This is a genomic window from Arthrobacter sp. 01T425, from assembly GCF_056398725.1.
In genome coordinates this window covers 1-14,288 of sequence record NZ_JBFTPY010000012.1, presented here as the reverse complement: position 1 = coordinate 14,288, position 14,288 = coordinate 1, and the positions used below count along the sequence as shown (strand labels likewise).

The window sequence follows — 14,288 nt, the reverse complement described above, 5'->3', positions numbered from 1 at the left end:
CGCCTCAGGCGACCCGCCAGACGCTGCATTCGTCGGCATTGATGGCCTTGCGCATGCCGGTGTGGCGGTCCATGATCCAGACGACGCCGATTCCGGGGGCCGTTTCCTGAACGCTGCCGCGGCGGATCACGACGTCATCGTAGTTCGGGCCCACCCGCAGGCGGGCCTCGATCTCGTCGCCGCGGTGCAGCTGGTCGAGCGCGCGGACGCGGGTTACATGGGCTTTCGCTTCCTTCAACATGGCGGGGCCTCCTGGACTGGAGTCGGTGCCTGCTCTTGCCGGCACTTCCAGTCTCCTGCGCCAATGTTGCGTCCGCGTTTCGGCACGGTAAGGGGCCGGTTAGATTTCGGGGGCGCAGCGGATACCGGCCACCATCAGGGCTGCGGGCGCCCTCAGGGGAGCTGGCGTTCGCCCGGGCGCTCGACCCGGAACCACCGGTACCCGTAGCGGTCCAGCGGGACTTCGAAGGCGCCGTCGTCGGAGAGCGGGATGTCCTCGCCGCCGAGCAGGTCCCGGAGCACGGCCCCGGCGTAAGACCGCCCCGCCGCGCCCTTCCCGTCCGGACCCGCCGGGCCGCCTTCCTCGCCCTCCGGCGGGACCACCGAGGCCGTCACAGACGCCGGTTCGGCGCCAAAATTGTGGGCGACCACCACTGTAGAGCCGTCCCACGTGCAACGGTGCAGCAACACCGCCGGTGAGGCCTGCTTGATGAGGGCAAACCTGCCCCAGCCGAGCTCGGGACATTCCCGGTACCGCTGGATCAGTGTCGCGATGAAGTTCCACAGCGAATCGGGATCCCGTTTCGCGGCCGCGGCGTTGATGCGCGCGGGCCCGTACGGTCCGTCCACGGGCTGGGCGACGAGGTCCCCCGGCGGGGCGGTCGAGAAGCCGCCATTTTCGGTGTGGTCCCACTGCATGGGGGAGCGGACGGCCGAGCGGCCCTTCGCGCGCAGATCTTCGCCCATCCCGATCTCTTCGCCGTAGAAGAGCACCGGGGTGCCCGGCAGCGAGAACATCAGGGAGTACACCATGCGGATCCTGGCCGGGTCGCCGCCGAGCATGGTGGGCAGCCGCCGCCGCAGTCCGCGGCCGTACATCTGCATGTCGGGATCCGGACCGAAGGCCGCGAAGACCTCCTCGCGTTCGGCATCGCTGAGCTTGTCCAGGGTGAGTTCATCGTGGTTCCGGACGAACATGGCCCATTGGTTGTCGGGATTGACCTTCGGACGGCTGCCGAGCGTCCGGGCCAGCGGCCGGGCGTCCTGCCGGGCCAGTGACAGGTACATGTTCTGCATGGAGAGGAAATCAAACTGCATGTTCAGCTCGTTGCCGGCAGGGCCGCCGAAGTACTTCAGCTGCTCTTTGTATGGAAGGTTGACCTCGCCCAGCAGCACCGCGCTGCCATGGCGGCGGTTGAGGAAGCTGCGCAGGGCGCTCAGGTACTGGTGCGGGTCGATTTTCGCGGCTTCATCCTTGGGCTCGCCGACCAGCTCCAGGAAGAAGGGCACCGCGTCCAGCCGGAAGCCGTCCAGGCCCAGCTGCAGCCAGAATCCCATTGACTTCGCAATCTCGTCCCGCACCTTGGCATTCATCACGTTCAGGTCCGGCTGGTGTTTGGCGAACATGTGCAGATACCACTCACCGGTGGCCTTGTCCTGGGTCCAGATGGACGTTTCCTCGCCGGGAAACACCACCTGGTCCGAGGTGTCCGGCGGCGTGTCCTTCCGCCAGACGTAGTAGTCGCGGTAGGGGTTGTCCACGGACTTGCGCGCCTGGACGAACCACGGGTGCCGGTCGGAGGTGTGGTTGATGACGAAGTCCGCGATCACCCGGATGCCGCGGTCGTTGGCGGTGCGGATGAATTCCACCAGGTCCCCCAGGCTTCCGAGCCGGGGATCCACGCCGTACATGTCGGTGACGTCGTAGCCGTCGTCGCGGTCCGGGGAAGGGTAGAAGGGCATGAGCCAGATGCACGTGATGCCGAGCGCGGCAAGATAGTCCACCCGTTGGATCAGTCCGCCGAAATCTCCGGTGCCGTCGCCGTCGCCGTCGAAGAACGTCTCCGGATCCAGGCAGTAAATCACCGCGTTCTTCCACCAGAGGTCCGAGGTCTCGGCGATTCTCACAGCGCACCGTCCGTTCCGGCCGGAGCCTGTCCCGCCGCCGGGCGGAGCTGGGGGATACCGGCCACCATCAGGGCTGCGGGCGCCCTCAGGGGAGCTGGCGTTCGCCCGGGCGCTCGACCCGGAACCACCCGTACCCGCAGCGGTCCGAGCACATGGCGGCATCGAAGCCGGCCTGCCCGGCCAGTTGAACGTCCTGCAGGAGGCGCCGGGGGCTGATCTGCTCATGCGAGGCGTGGAACCCGATGGTAGCCATCACCCATGTTTACCGCCGGGGCCGGGCCGTGTCGAGGAGCCCCCAGTTGAGGAGCCCCTCGCGAGGACCCACAGCGTGGGGCTGGCGGTCCTGGGTCCGCGGCGCAAGAATGGGCGCTATGCACCTGCCGTTGATGCCTCCCATTGCGCCCATGCTGGCCAAAGCACTGCCGGCCCTGCCGTCGCCGGACGCCGGAACGGGCTGGCTCTTTGAGCCGAAATGGGACGGGTTCCGCTCCATCATCTTCCGTGACGGCGACGAGGTGGAGATCGGCAGCCGGAACGGCAAGCCGATGACGCGCTATTTCCCCGAGCTTGTCGAGGCGCTGAAGTCGGAGCTGCCGGAACGCTGCGTGGTGGACGGCGAGATCATCATGGTGGCGGCCTCCGGGGACCGGCTGGACTTCGACGCGCTCCAGCAGCGCATCCATCCGGCCGCCAGCCGGGTGAAGCTGCTCGCGGAACAGACCCCGGCGCGCTTCGTGGCGTTCGACCTGCTGGCCCTCGGCGACGAGGATCTCACGGGCAAACCCTTCTCCGAGCGCCGCCGGCAGCTGGAGCGCGCACTGGCAGCCAGCGCGGCGCCGGTCCACCTCACAGCCGCGACCTCCGACCGGGACACGGCGCAGCGCTGGTTCCGGCAGTTCGAGGGCGCCGGACTGGACGGGATTGTGGCCAAGACGCTGGAGGGCAGCTACCAGCCGGACAAGCGCGCGATGGTCAAGGTCAAGCACGAACGGACGGCGGACTGCGTGCTCGCCGGATACCGCGTGCACACCTCCGGTCCGGACCGGATCGGCTCGCTGCTCCTGGGGCTCTACGACGACGCCGGGGTGCTGGCGAACGTCGGCGTGGTGGGAGCTTTCCCGATGGCCCGGCGCGCGGAGCTGTTTGCCGAGCTGCAGGAACTGGTCACCGGTTTTGACGGCCACCCCTGGGCCTGGGCCCGGCAGGAGGAGGGGGCGCGCACTCCGCGGAAGGCCGAGGGAAGCCGGTGGAGCGGCGGCAAAGACCTGTCCTTCACCCCGCTGCGGCCCGAGCGCGTGGTGGAAGTGAAGTATGACCATATGGAGGGCGAACGGTTCCGGCACACAGCCCAGTTCCTGCGCTGGCGTCCGGACCGTGATCCGCGTTCCTGCACCTATGACCAGCTGGAGGAACCGGTGAAGTTCGATCTCGCCGCGGTACTGGGCGCCGCCCGCTAACCGGTTAGCCCGCTAACCCGCTCAACGCATCAACGACGGCGGCCCGCCCCCAAAGGGACGGGCCGCCGTCGTTGATGCGGAATAGCTGTGCGGAAGTGCGGTTGAGATCCGCTGCCGGTGCGGGGGCTACCGCTGGCCGAGCTGCTTAGTGGGGACCCGGAATGTTTCCTTGGCCGTCAGCGCCGCGACGGTGGCGATGAGGCAGATGATTGCGGTGAAGATGGAGATCTGGACCCAGCCACCGGGCTGGATGCCGCCCATGGCCGCCACGATCGCCGGGGCGAAGCCGGCCATCAGGAAGCCCAGCTGGGTGCCGATTGCGAGGCCGGAGAAGCGGACGTTGGTGCTGAACATCTCGGCGTAGAAGGAGGGCCAGACCGCGTTGGCCGCAGCGTAGCCGAAGGAGAAGAACGCGATTGCCGCAAGGAACATCAGCGCGACGTTGCCGGATTCGAGGCTCAACAGGAAGACCGGGGTCAGGGCTGCGCTGGACAGTGCGCCGTAGATGAAGACCGGCTTGCGGCCGATCTTGTCGGCGAGCATGCCGAAGAGCGGCTGGGTGCCCAGTGCCATGAAGTTGGCGCCGACGACGAGCCAGAGGGTGGTGGTGCCGTCCACGCCGGCGACGTTCTTGGCGTAGCTGATGGCCAGGGTGCCGAAGACGGTGGACACGGCGGCGATGAAGGCGCAGGCGATGACGCGGAGGACATCGCGCCAGTGGCTCTTGAGGAGGTCCGCGACGGGGAGCTTGGAGATCTGCTTGGTCTTCTGGGCCTCCTCGAACGCCGGCGGTTCGTGCAGGGTGCGGCGGATGAAGAACGCGATCAGCACAACCACGGCGCTGAGCCAGAACGGGATGCGCCAGCCGATCGTGTACTTGATGTCGTCAGGCAGGGCGAGGACCGGGATGAAGACGAGGGCGGCTAGGATCTGGCCGCCCTGGGTGCCGGTCAGGGTCCAGGAGGTGAAGAAGGAGCGGCGGTTGTCCGGGGCGTGCTCGAGCGTCATGGACGAGGCGCCGGCCTGCTCGCCGGCGGCGGAAAAGCCCTGGCAAAGACGCGCCAGCACCAGCAGGACAGGGGCCCACCAGCCGACCGTCTTGAAGTCCGGCAGGCAGCCGATGGCAAAGGTGGAAGCGCCCATCAGCAACAGCGTGAACATGAGGACCTTCCGGCGCCCTATCCTGTCACCGAAGTGGCCGAGGATAACGGCGCCGACCGGGCGGGCAATGTAGGCAAAGCCGAAGGTGGCGAACGACATGATCGCCGCGTTGGTGTCCGCATCGGGGAAGAAGACATGCGGGAAGATCAGCGCGGCTGCGGAACCGAAGATGAAGAAGTCGTAATACTCGACGGCGCTGCCCAGGAAGCTGGCAAGGGCCGCCTTCTTCGGCGTCCCTCCTGTGGTTATACCCGGCGTCGTGGACGGGACAGTGTGGCTCATGGTGTTCCTTTGGTGTGACGACGTTGTCGCGGATGGATCAGGAAGGTCTCGGCTGCCGCTTGGTTAAGTGTGGTGCAGCCGGAGGTCCGTGGAAAGACCCGGACTAGTAGCCACATGGTGGAAGCTACTTGTGCTATGTAGCAATCATGACTGTGAGCGCAGTCACTTGTCAACAAAAATAATCACCATCTAGAAATAGCTCTCACTATGTGGGAACATCGATGCATGAGTGTGAATCAAACCACAGATGTTCCCGCCGTTTCCGGGTATCCGGCGGAAGCCCCTTCGAAGCCTGCCAAGGCCGCCAGGGAGGACTCGCGGACGGACATGGTGGGCAAGGCCCTGGGCCTGCTGGTCCTCCTGGGCGACGAGCCGCGGGGCGCCAGCGCCGCGGAGATCTCCCGCCGCGCGGATCTGCCGTTCAGTACCACGTACCGCCTGCTCGGCTCCCTGACGCGGGACGGCTTCGTTGACTACGAGCCGGACGGCCGCCGGTACCACCTGGGACTGAGGGTCTTCCAGCTTGGCCAGCGCGTCTCCAACCACCACGGCTTCGCGGGTACGGCGCTGCCCATCCTGCGGCGCGTGACCGAGGAAACGGGTGAGGCTACCATCCTCTCCGTGCGGGACGGCATCCACCACCTGACGGTGAACAAGGTGGACGGCCCGCAGACCTTCCGGGTCACGAGCGACCCCGGGCATCTCGGGGCACTTCATACCACCTCGGTGGGCAAGGCGCTGGTGGCGTTCGCCGACGACGCCACCCGCGCCCAGCTCGTCGAGGAGCTGCCCCTGGAACCGCTGACGGCGCTCTCCATTACGGACCGCGAGGCTTTCCGGGCCGAAATCGAGCAGGTCCGGCGCCAGGGCTTCGCCACCATGGATGAGGAAAACGAACTCGGCATGCGCGCCGTCGCCGTCCCGGTTTTCAACGCCCAGGGGCACGCCTTCGCCTCGCTGGCCACCGCGGTCCCGGTCTTCCGCCTGAGCATGGAGGCCCTCGTGGCCCTCGTGCCGCTGCTGCAGGCGGCGGCCGCCGAGCTGTCGGCCCGGCTGCCCCAGCGGTGACGGCCGACCAGCCTGCGTCATGAAAGCCTGCGTCATGAAAGCCTGCGTCACGAAAGCTGGCGCCGAAACGAGCCGGCGCCGTAATAATATGTTCGTCATTCGAACAACAGTGCAACATGTGAACAAGGTCTGTAATGTAATCCCTATCACCCGGCCCGCCGCGGACGCCGCAAGCGTCGCAGCCCGCCGAGTGCCGTTGTCAAAGGAGCAAACTGGATGAGCAATCGAGCAGAGTCCTTCCTCGTGGGCCTCGTGGGAGACGGCGTCATGCCCTCCCTCACGCCCTACATGCATGAACGCGAGGGCGACGTGCAGGGCCTCCGGTACCTCTACCGCCCCATCGACCTCACCGAACTCGGCCTGCCCGGCCGGGCCGTGGGGGAGTTGCTCTCCGGCGCCCGAAGCCTCGGGTTCAACGGATTGAATATCACGCACCCCTGCAAGCAGCTCGTGCTCGAGTACCTGGATGAGGTCTCCGCCGACGCCCGGCGCCTGGGCGCCGTCAATACCGTGGTGATCCGCGACGGCCGCTTCATTGGCCACAACACCGACTTCTCCGGCTTCGCCGCGGCGCTGGCCTCCGGGCTTCCCGGCGCCACCCTGGATCGCGTGGTGCAGCTGGGGGCCGGCGGCGCCGGCTCCGCCGTCGCCTACGCCCTGCTCACCGCGGGGGTCCGCGAGCTGGACCTCGTGGACACCGACGCGGCCCGGTCCGCCGCGCGGGCGGCCGAGCTCGCCGGGTTCTTCCCGGACCGGACCGTCACCGCCCGGACGACGGCGGAGCTCCCGCAGCTCATGCCGCAGGCCGACGGCCTGGTGCACTGCACCCCCGTGGGCATGGCCGCCCATCCGGGGGTTCCGCTGGACATGTCCCTCGTGGAGTCCCGGCACTGGGTGGCCGACATCGTGTACCGGCCGATCGAAACCGAGCTCGTCCGCGAGGCGCGCGCCAAGGGCTGCGAGGTGCTCGACGGCGGCCGGATGGCCGTGGGCCAGGCGGCGGACGCCTTCCGGATCTTCACCGGGCGCCAGGCCGACGCCGACCGCATGCGCTCCCACTTCCTGGAACTTGTGGCCGCGGAAGAGGTGCCCGCCTGATGCGCACCGGGATCGCCACCGTCTGCCTCGCCGGCACCTTGCGGGAAAAAATGCAGGCCTGCGCGGTGGCCGGCTTCGACGGGATCGAGATCTTCGAACAGGACCTCGTGACGTCGCCCCTGAGCCCGGAGGATGTCCGGAAACTGGCCGCCGACCTTGGCCTGACCCTGGATCTCTACCAGCCGTTCCGGGACTTCGACAGCGTTCCCGAGGACCTGCTCGCCGCCAACCTGCGCCGCGCGGACGCCAAGTTCCGGCTCATGTCCCGCCTGGGCATGGACACCATGCTGCTCTGCTCCAACGTCGGCACCGCCACGATCGACGATGACGAGCTCCGCGCCGCACAGCTTTCCCGGCTCGCGGACCTCGCGGGTGACCACGGCGTCAAGGTCGCCTATGAGGCCCTGGCCTGGGGCAAGTACGTGAACGACTACGAGCACGCCCACCGGCTGGTTGGGATGGTGGACCACCCCAGCCTGGGCACCTGCCTGGACTCTTTCCACATCCTCTCCCGGGACTGGGATACCGCGCCGATCGAGGCCTTCGACCCGGAGAAAATCTTCTTCGTCCAGGTCGCCGATGCCCCCAAGCTGTCCATGGACGTGCTGTCCTGGAGCCGGCACTACCGGGTGTTTCCAGGGGAGGGCCAGTTCGAACTCGCCAAGTTCATGGGCCACGTGGTCCGCGCGGGCTACACGGGACCGGTGTCGCTGGAAGTGTTCAACGACGTCTTCCGCCAGGCCGACGTCGAGCGCACCGCCGTCGACGCCATGCGGTCGCTGATCTGGCTCGAAGAGCAGAGCGCCGCCTGGCTCGAGGCAAACCCGGCGAATGCAGCAGGCGGGATGACCAGCGGGGCGGCGGGCCCGGTGTCCGGTGCCCGGCGCCGCTACCCCATGGAGCTTGCCACGCTTCCCCGCGTGGCCGAGCCCGCCGGCTTCAACTTCGCCGAGGTCCGGGCCGGTGACACCGCCGGACTGGAAACCCTGCTGGGCCAGCTGGGGTTTGCGTTCAACGGGCGGCATCGCACGAAGGATGTGCAATTGTGGACCATGGGCCACGCGCGCGTGATCATCAACGAAGAACCGGCAGCCATCGGCACGGCGACCGCTGCCGCCGGTACCGGCCAGCCGGCTCCCGCCGCCCCTGCCATCTCCGCCCTGGGCTTCGACGTCGACTCTCCCGTCATCGCCGCCGCCCGCGCCCAGCAGCTCAAGGCCCCCGCCGTGCCGCGCAAGAGCCAGGCCAACGAGGAAGTCTTCCAGGGCTTCGCCGCGCCGGACTCCACCGAAATCTTCCTCTGCCAGGGCAGCCCGGACGGCACCCCCGCGTGGACCCGGGAATTCGGCGACGGCCCGGACGTCGCCGCGGCGGACCCGGCAGAGCACCCGGGCGCGGTGATCGACCACGTGAACCTCGCGCAGCCGTGGCAGCACTTCGACGAGGCCGTGCTCTTCTACACCAGCGCCCTCGCACTGGAACCGCAGCCGTTCGCCGAGGTGGCCAGCCCCACCGGGCTGGTCCGGTCCCAGGTGATGCTGACGCAGGACCGCGGCGTCCGCCTGGTGCTGAACCTGGCCCCGCTGATCCAGCAGGAAGGGACTGCCGGCACCGGCCACCGCCCCGGCTACCAGGAACACATCGCCTTCGCCGTGGAAGACCTCGTGGCCACGGCCCGGGCCGCACGGGACCGCGGACTGGACTTCCTGCAGATCCCCGCGAACTACTACGAGGACCTCGACGCCCGGTTCGCTCTGGACCCGGAATTCCTGGCCACGCTCCGTGAGCTCAACCTGCTCTATGACCGCGACGCCGACGGCGAGTTCCTGCACTTCTACACCGCCACGGTGGGCAGCGTGTTCTTCGAAATGGTGGAGCGCCGCGGTGCCTACGACGGCTATGGCGCCCCGAACGCCCCGGTGCGGCACGCCGTCCAGTACGACCACCTGCACCAGCTGACCCGTACTTCCTGACCCCATCCGAACAACAAACACACCAACGAAAGGAGGCTGCTGTGCCTGAAGAAATCAACCTCGACGTCTTCAACGCCGACCCGATCACCGAGGACGTGTCCGACGAAGCCACGGAGGCCGCACCAAAGACGTATGCGCCCGCCGCGCATGCCTTGGATACTGCCGCGGAGTCGCAGGCGGACCTCAGCGCCGAGATGAAGGCGATCGGCGAAGCGTACGCGCAGGCCCTCAAAGGCGGAGCCCCGGCCGAAACCCAGCCGCGGCTCGACTACGCGCCGTACCGCAGCAGCGTCCTGCGCCACCCCACCAAGGATCTGCACCACGCGGATCCGGAAACCATCGAACTGTACTCGCCGGCGTTCGGGCACATGGACGTGCACGCGCTGGAAGCGGACCTGACCATCGCGCACAACGGCGAGCCGCTCGGCGAACGAATCGTGGTCTCCGGCCGGGTGCTCGACGGCGACGGACGCCCCGTCGCCGGCCAGCTTGTCGAAATCTGGCAGGCGAACTCCGCCGGCCGCTACATCCACAAGCGTGACCAGCACCCGGCACCGCTGGATCCCAACTTCACCGGCGTCGGCCGCTGCATCACGGGCGCGGACGGCTCCTACAGCTTCACCACCATCAAGCCCGGCGCCTACCCGTGGAAGAACCACCTCAATGCCTGGCGCCCGGCCCACATCCACTTCTCCCTGTTCGGGCAGGAGTTCACCCAGCGGATCGTCACCCAGATGTACTTCCCCGGTGACCAGCTGTTCCCGCTGGACCCGATCTACCAGTCGATCGTGGACCAGGATGCCCGCGACCGGCTCGTGGCCACCTACAACCACGAGCAGACCAAGCCTGAATGGGCTCTGGCGTACAACTGGGACATCGTCCTGACCGGGTCCAAGCGGACCTGGACCGAAAACGAGGCATTGGGCGCAGGAGGCGATGAGAATGAATAGCAACGCCGTGGGTAAACTCACTCCGACACCGGGCCAGACCGTGGGGCCGTTCTATGGCTACGCCCTGCCCTTCGCCAAGGACCGCGAGCTCCTGGCTCCCGGAGCCCCGGGTTCCATCCGGCTCCAGGGCACCGTCTATGACGGCGCCGGGCACCCGATCCCGGACGCGATCCTGGAGATCTGGCAGGCCGACGCGGACGGCAAGGTCCCGCACCGCACGGGCTCCCTGGTCCGGGACGGCTACACCTTCACCGGCTTCGGCCGCAGCGCTGTCGGCAACACCGGCGCCTTCACCTTCACCACGGTGAACCCCGGCCCCACCGAGGAGGGCGCGGCGCCGTTCATCGCCGTCGCCGTCTTCGCCCGGGGCCTGATGAACCGCCTGTTCACCCGCGTCTACCTGCCGGAAGACGAGGAAGCCCTGGCCAAGGATCCGCTGCTCAGCTCGCTTGACCCGGACCGGCGCCGGACCCTGATCGCACGCCGGGATCCCGACGGCGGACTGAACTGGGACATCCGCCTCCAGGGCGAGGGCGAGACCGTGTTCCTGGATTTCAGCAGCGCCGAGGGTGCCTCCAAGTGACCTTCTTCGAAACCGACGGCGACGCCGGCCTGCTGAGTCCCGTGTCGGCGTCGCCGTTCGTGGCGGCGCTGACCGGGGACCGTGCGGTGCTCGCCGCCATCCTCAAGGTCGAGGCCGCCTGGGCGGCGGTCCTGGACGAGGCTGGCCTGGCCCCGGCCGGCTCCGCCGCGGTGGTGGCCGCCGCCGCGGACGTGCAGCGGTACGACGTCGCGGACCTCGCCGTCCGGGCCCAAGGCGGCGGCAACCCCGTCATCCCGCTGCTCGCCGACCTCCGGGAGCAGGTCAGGAACCTGGACACCGCCGGACTCGGTGCCGTCCGCGCCGTTCACACCTCGCTGACCAGCCAGGACGTGCTCGACTCTGCCCTGATGGTGCTGGCCGCCGGGGCCATCCGCGAACTGCTCGCGGAGCTCCGGTCGGCAACGGCCGCCCTCGCCGGCCTCGCCGAAACCCACGGGCACACGCTTTGTGTGGCCCGCAGCCTGACCCAGCACTCGCTTCCCTACACCTTCGGGCTGCGGGCCGCGCAATGGTTCAGCGGGCTGGCCGCCGCGGCCGGCCGGCTCGAGGCCCTCGAACTGCCGGTACAGACCGGCGGCGCCGCCGGGACCCTGGCTTCCGGCACTGTACTTATTGACGGCACTGTACTTATTGACGGCACTGTACTCACTGACGGCGCTGGGCCGGCCGCGGGGACGCTGTCCCCGTTTGACCTCGCCGACCGGCTGGCCGCCCGCCTGGGTCTCGCTCCCGTTCCTGCCCCCTGGCACAGCAACCGGCTGGCCGTGACCTCGCTCGGCGACGCGCTGGCGGCGGTGACCGACGCGGCCGGAAAGATGGCCGCAGACGTCCTGTTCCTGAGCCGGCCCGAAGTTGCCGAGATCGCGGAACCGCGCGTCGCGGGGCGCGGCGTGTCCTCGGCCATGCCGCAGAAGCAGAACCCCGTGCTCTCCGTGCTGATCCGCAGCGCCGCCCTGCAGGCCCCGGCACTGGCCGCACAGCTGCATCTCGCGGCCGCCAATTTCAACGACGAACGCCCCGACGGCGCCTGGCACAGCGAATGGGCGGCCCTGCGCCAGCTGCTGCGCCTGGCCCTCGGCGCCGCGGTGCAGCTGCGCGAACTGGCCGAAGGGATGGCGGTCTTCCCCGGAGCGATGCGCCGCAACCTCGAGCTCGGCGGCCCGCTGCTGCTTTCCGAAGCCGTCAACGCCGCCGTCGCACCGCTCTTGGACGGGACCGTTGTGGACGGGACCGGTGCCGGCCCGGGAGCCGCCCGGACCGGGAAACAGCGGCTGCAGGCCGTCGTGGACGAAACGCTCCTGGCCCCGGCTGCGGAGCAGGCGGACACCTACCGGGCACTGCTCCGCGCCGCTGTCCCGCAGGAGCTGCTCAGCGACGCCCGGCTTGAGGAACTTTTGAACCCGGCCAACTACCTCGGCCAGGCCGCTGAGGTCTCCCGCCGCATCCTCGCGGCGTATCCGGAATACACCGGCCAGGCCGGCGCCCTCGCCCACCAAATCCAGAACGGAGCTTCCCGTGGCTAGACCCACCGTCAAAGCAGTCCTGCTGTCGCCCCAGCGCGAACTCGGCGACAAGCCCCTCCTCATCGTCGGACCCTCGCTCGGAACATCCTCCCTGCTGTGGAGCCAGGCCGGCACGTTGCTGGGCGCCGACGTCGACGTCATCGCCTGGGACCTGCCGGGGCACGGCGTCTCGCCCGCGGCGGAGGAGACCTTCACGGTCGCCGACCTCGCGGATGCCGTAATCGGCCTGGTCGATTCGATCGCCCCGGGCGCGCGCTTCCACTACGCCGGGGTATCTCTCGGCGGCGCCACCGGACTGCAGCTTGGCATCAAGCACGGCGACCGGCTCAAGAGCCTCTCCGTGCAGTGTTCCGGCGCGAAGCTCGGCACTGCCGAGGGCTGGCTGGAACGCGCAGAAACCGTGCGCACGCAGGGCACCCCGGTGATGATCCAGGGTTCCGCGCAGCGCTGGTTCGCGCCGGGCTTCATGGAGAGCCAGCCGGAGCTCAGCAGCCGGCTCCTGCACAGCCTCAGGGACGCCGACCGCTTCAGCTACGCCTTCTGCTGCGAGGCCCTGGCCGGCTTCGACGTGCGGGACCAGCTCGGCACCATCCGCGTTCCCACCCAGGTTGTGGCGGGCGCCCTGGACGACGTCGCCCCGCCGTCGATGGCCGGGGAAGTCGCCGCGGGCATCACCTCCGGCGGCGGCACTGCCACGGCCGTCAGCCTGGAGGGCGTGGCACACCTGGCGCCGTTCGAGGCGCCGGGTCACGTCGCCGAGCTGCTCAAGGGCCTCATCACCTGGACCGAGTCCCAGGGAGCGGGAGCATGACTCTCTCCGAAGCCGGCAGTGCTGAACTCCTCGGGCCCGAACGCAACGGTGTGGTCCAGCCCGGCGCGACCAGCCAAGAGATCTACGACGGCGGCATGAAAGTCCGCCGCGAGGTCCTCGGCGCCGCGCACGTGGACCGCGCCAACGCCAACAAGGATTCCTTCACGGAGGACTTCCAGGACATGATCACCAGGATCGCCTGGGGCGGCATCTGGACCCGGCCCGGGATCAGCCGCCAGATGCGCTCAGCCGTCACCCTGACCGCCATGGTGGCCCACGGGCACTGGGAAGAACTGGCCATGCACATCCGCGCCGCCATCACCAACGGCCTGAGCCGGGACGAGATCAAGGAAATCCTGCTCCAGACCGCCATCTACTGCGGGGTCCCCTCCGCCAACACCGCGTTCAAGACCGCCCAGCAGGTCTTCCATTCCATGGACGACGCAGCCATGGACGAAGCAGAAACGGACAAGAACCCATGAATCAGGCATTTATCTATGACGCTGTGAGGACGCCGTTCGGGAAGTTCGGTTCCGGCCTCGCCGGGATCCGCCCGGATGACCTCGCCGCGCACGTGATCCGCGAATCCGTGAAGCGCGCCCCGGCCCTGGACGTCGAGCGGATCGATGAGGTGGTGTTCGGCAACGCGAACGGCGCCGGCGAGGAGAACCGCAACGTCGCCCGGATGGGCACCCTGCTGGCCGGGCTGCCCGTCTCGGTCCCGGGCACCACGGTCAACCGGCTCTGCGGGTCCTCCCTGGACGCGGCGATCATCGCCTCCCGCCAGATCAACACCGGCGACGCCGAGCTGATGCTGATCGGCGGCGCCGAATCGATGTCCCGGGCCCCGTGGGTGCTGCCCAAGACCGAGAAGCCCTACCCGGCCGGGGACCTGACCCTGGCCTCCACCACGCTGGGCTGGCGGCTGGTGAACCGGGCCATGCCGGCGGACTGGACCATCTCCCTGGGCGAGGCCACCGAACGGCTCCGGGAGAAGTACGGCGTGACCCGCGAGCAGCAGGACGAGTTCTCCGCCGGCTCCCACAACCTCGCCGCCGCGGCCTGGGACGAGGGGTTCTACGATGACCTCGTCGTCCCGGTCCCGGGCACGGACCTGGTCCGCGACGAGGGCATCCGTCCCGGGTCCTCGGCGGAGAAGCTCGCCGGGCTCAAGACCGTGTTCCGGACCGGGAACGGCACCGTCACGGCCGGGAACGCGTCCCCGCTCTCCGAC

At 68.7% G+C, this 14,288-nt stretch carries 13 protein-coding genes and 1 pseudogene; 10 read left to right on the top strand and 4 right to left on the bottom strand.

Annotated features, from left to right (window positions below; genetic code table 11):
• Positions 1 to 4: 4 nt before the first annotated feature.
• The 3 genes and pseudogenes from AC1DNG_RS14070 to AC1DNG_RS14060 all read right to left on the bottom strand — a co-directional run.
• On the bottom strand, positions 5 to 241 hold the full coding sequence (locus tag AC1DNG_RS14070; RefSeq protein WP_018775353.1) for a hypothetical protein: 237 nt from the start codon (positions 239 to 241) through the stop codon (positions 5 to 7).
• Positions 242 to 393: 152 nt separating this feature from the next.
• On the bottom strand, positions 394 to 2,127 hold the full coding sequence (locus AC1DNG_RS14065) for an alpha-amylase family protein (RefSeq protein ID WP_476856786.1): 1,734 nt from the start codon (positions 2,125 to 2,127) through the stop codon (positions 394 to 396).
• Positions 2,128 to 2,269: 142 nt separating this feature from the next.
• A pseudogene (locus tag AC1DNG_RS14060) lies at positions 2,270 to 2,380 on the bottom strand (LLM class F420-dependent oxidoreductase); the annotation flags it as partial.
• A gap of 118 nt (positions 2,381 to 2,498) precedes the next feature.
• On the opposite strand from AC1DNG_RS14060, the gene AC1DNG_RS14055 reads away from it, so the two are divergent.
• Positions 2,499 to 3,584 carry an ATP-dependent DNA ligase gene (locus tag AC1DNG_RS14055; protein ID WP_476874159.1) on the top strand — a complete coding sequence of 362 codons (1,086 nt, stop codon included), beginning with the start codon at positions 2,499 to 2,501 and terminating at the stop codon, positions 3,582 to 3,584.
• 126 nt (positions 3,585 to 3,710) lie between these two features.
• Here AC1DNG_RS14055 and AC1DNG_RS14050 read toward each other — a convergent pair whose 3' ends face one another.
• Positions 3,711 to 5,027: an MFS transporter gene (locus AC1DNG_RS14050; protein WP_230007574.1), complete on the bottom strand. Its 1,317-nt coding sequence runs from the start codon at positions 5,025 to 5,027 to the stop codon at positions 3,711 to 3,713.
• 225 nt (positions 5,028 to 5,252) lie between these two features.
• Here AC1DNG_RS14050 and AC1DNG_RS14045 point away from each other — a divergent pair, with 225 nt between their 5' ends.
• The 9 genes from AC1DNG_RS14045 to AC1DNG_RS14005 all read left to right on the top strand — a co-directional run.
• On the top strand, positions 5,253 to 6,095 hold the full coding sequence (locus AC1DNG_RS14045; protein ID WP_476850668.1) for an IclR family transcriptional regulator: 843 nt from the start codon (positions 5,253 to 5,255) through the stop codon (positions 6,093 to 6,095).
• A gap of 216 nt (positions 6,096 to 6,311) precedes the next feature.
• Positions 6,312 to 7,193, top strand: coding sequence for a shikimate dehydrogenase (locus tag AC1DNG_RS14040; protein ID WP_230007572.1), 882 nt, complete (start codon positions 6,312 to 6,314; stop codon positions 7,191 to 7,193).
• Complete coding sequence (locus AC1DNG_RS14035) at positions 7,193 to 9,166, top strand: bifunctional sugar phosphate isomerase/epimerase/4-hydroxyphenylpyruvate dioxygenase family protein (protein ID WP_476887634.1); 1,974 nt, start codon at positions 7,193 to 7,195, stop codon at positions 9,164 to 9,166. The genes AC1DNG_RS14040 and AC1DNG_RS14035 overlap by 1 nt, the downstream gene beginning before the upstream one ends.
• A 41-nt stretch (positions 9,167 to 9,207) precedes the next feature.
• Positions 9,208 to 10,116, top strand: coding sequence for a protocatechuate 3,4-dioxygenase subunit beta (gene pcaH / locus AC1DNG_RS14030; protein ID WP_374706709.1), 909 nt, complete (start codon positions 9,208 to 9,210; stop codon positions 10,114 to 10,116).
• Positions 10,109 to 10,699, top strand: coding sequence for a protocatechuate 3,4-dioxygenase subunit alpha (gene pcaG, locus AC1DNG_RS14025; protein ID WP_476874162.1), 591 nt, complete (start codon positions 10,109 to 10,111; stop codon positions 10,697 to 10,699). Before pcaH ends, pcaG begins: the two co-directional genes overlap by 8 nt.
• Positions 10,696 to 12,243 carry a lyase family protein gene (locus AC1DNG_RS14020; protein WP_476856790.1) on the top strand — a complete coding sequence of 516 codons (1,548 nt, stop codon included), beginning with the start codon at positions 10,696 to 10,698 and terminating at the stop codon, positions 12,241 to 12,243. The genes pcaG and AC1DNG_RS14020 overlap by 4 nt, the downstream gene beginning before the upstream one ends.
• Positions 12,236 to 13,054 carry an alpha/beta fold hydrolase gene (locus AC1DNG_RS14015; protein WP_230007407.1) on the top strand — a complete coding sequence of 273 codons (819 nt, stop codon included), beginning with the start codon at positions 12,236 to 12,238 and terminating at the stop codon, positions 13,052 to 13,054. The genes AC1DNG_RS14020 and AC1DNG_RS14015 overlap by 8 nt, the downstream gene beginning before the upstream one ends.
• A complete protein-coding gene (pcaC, locus tag AC1DNG_RS14010) occupies positions 13,051 to 13,536 on the top strand; it encodes a 4-carboxymuconolactone decarboxylase (RefSeq protein ID WP_476850664.1) in 486 nt (161 codons plus the stop codon). Before AC1DNG_RS14015 ends, pcaC begins: the two co-directional genes overlap by 4 nt.
• Positions 13,533 to 14,288: thiolase family protein (locus tag AC1DNG_RS14005; protein ID WP_476887633.1), on the top strand; the 756-nt coding region annotated here is incomplete at its 3' end. The genes pcaC and AC1DNG_RS14005, both read left to right, overlap by 4 nt.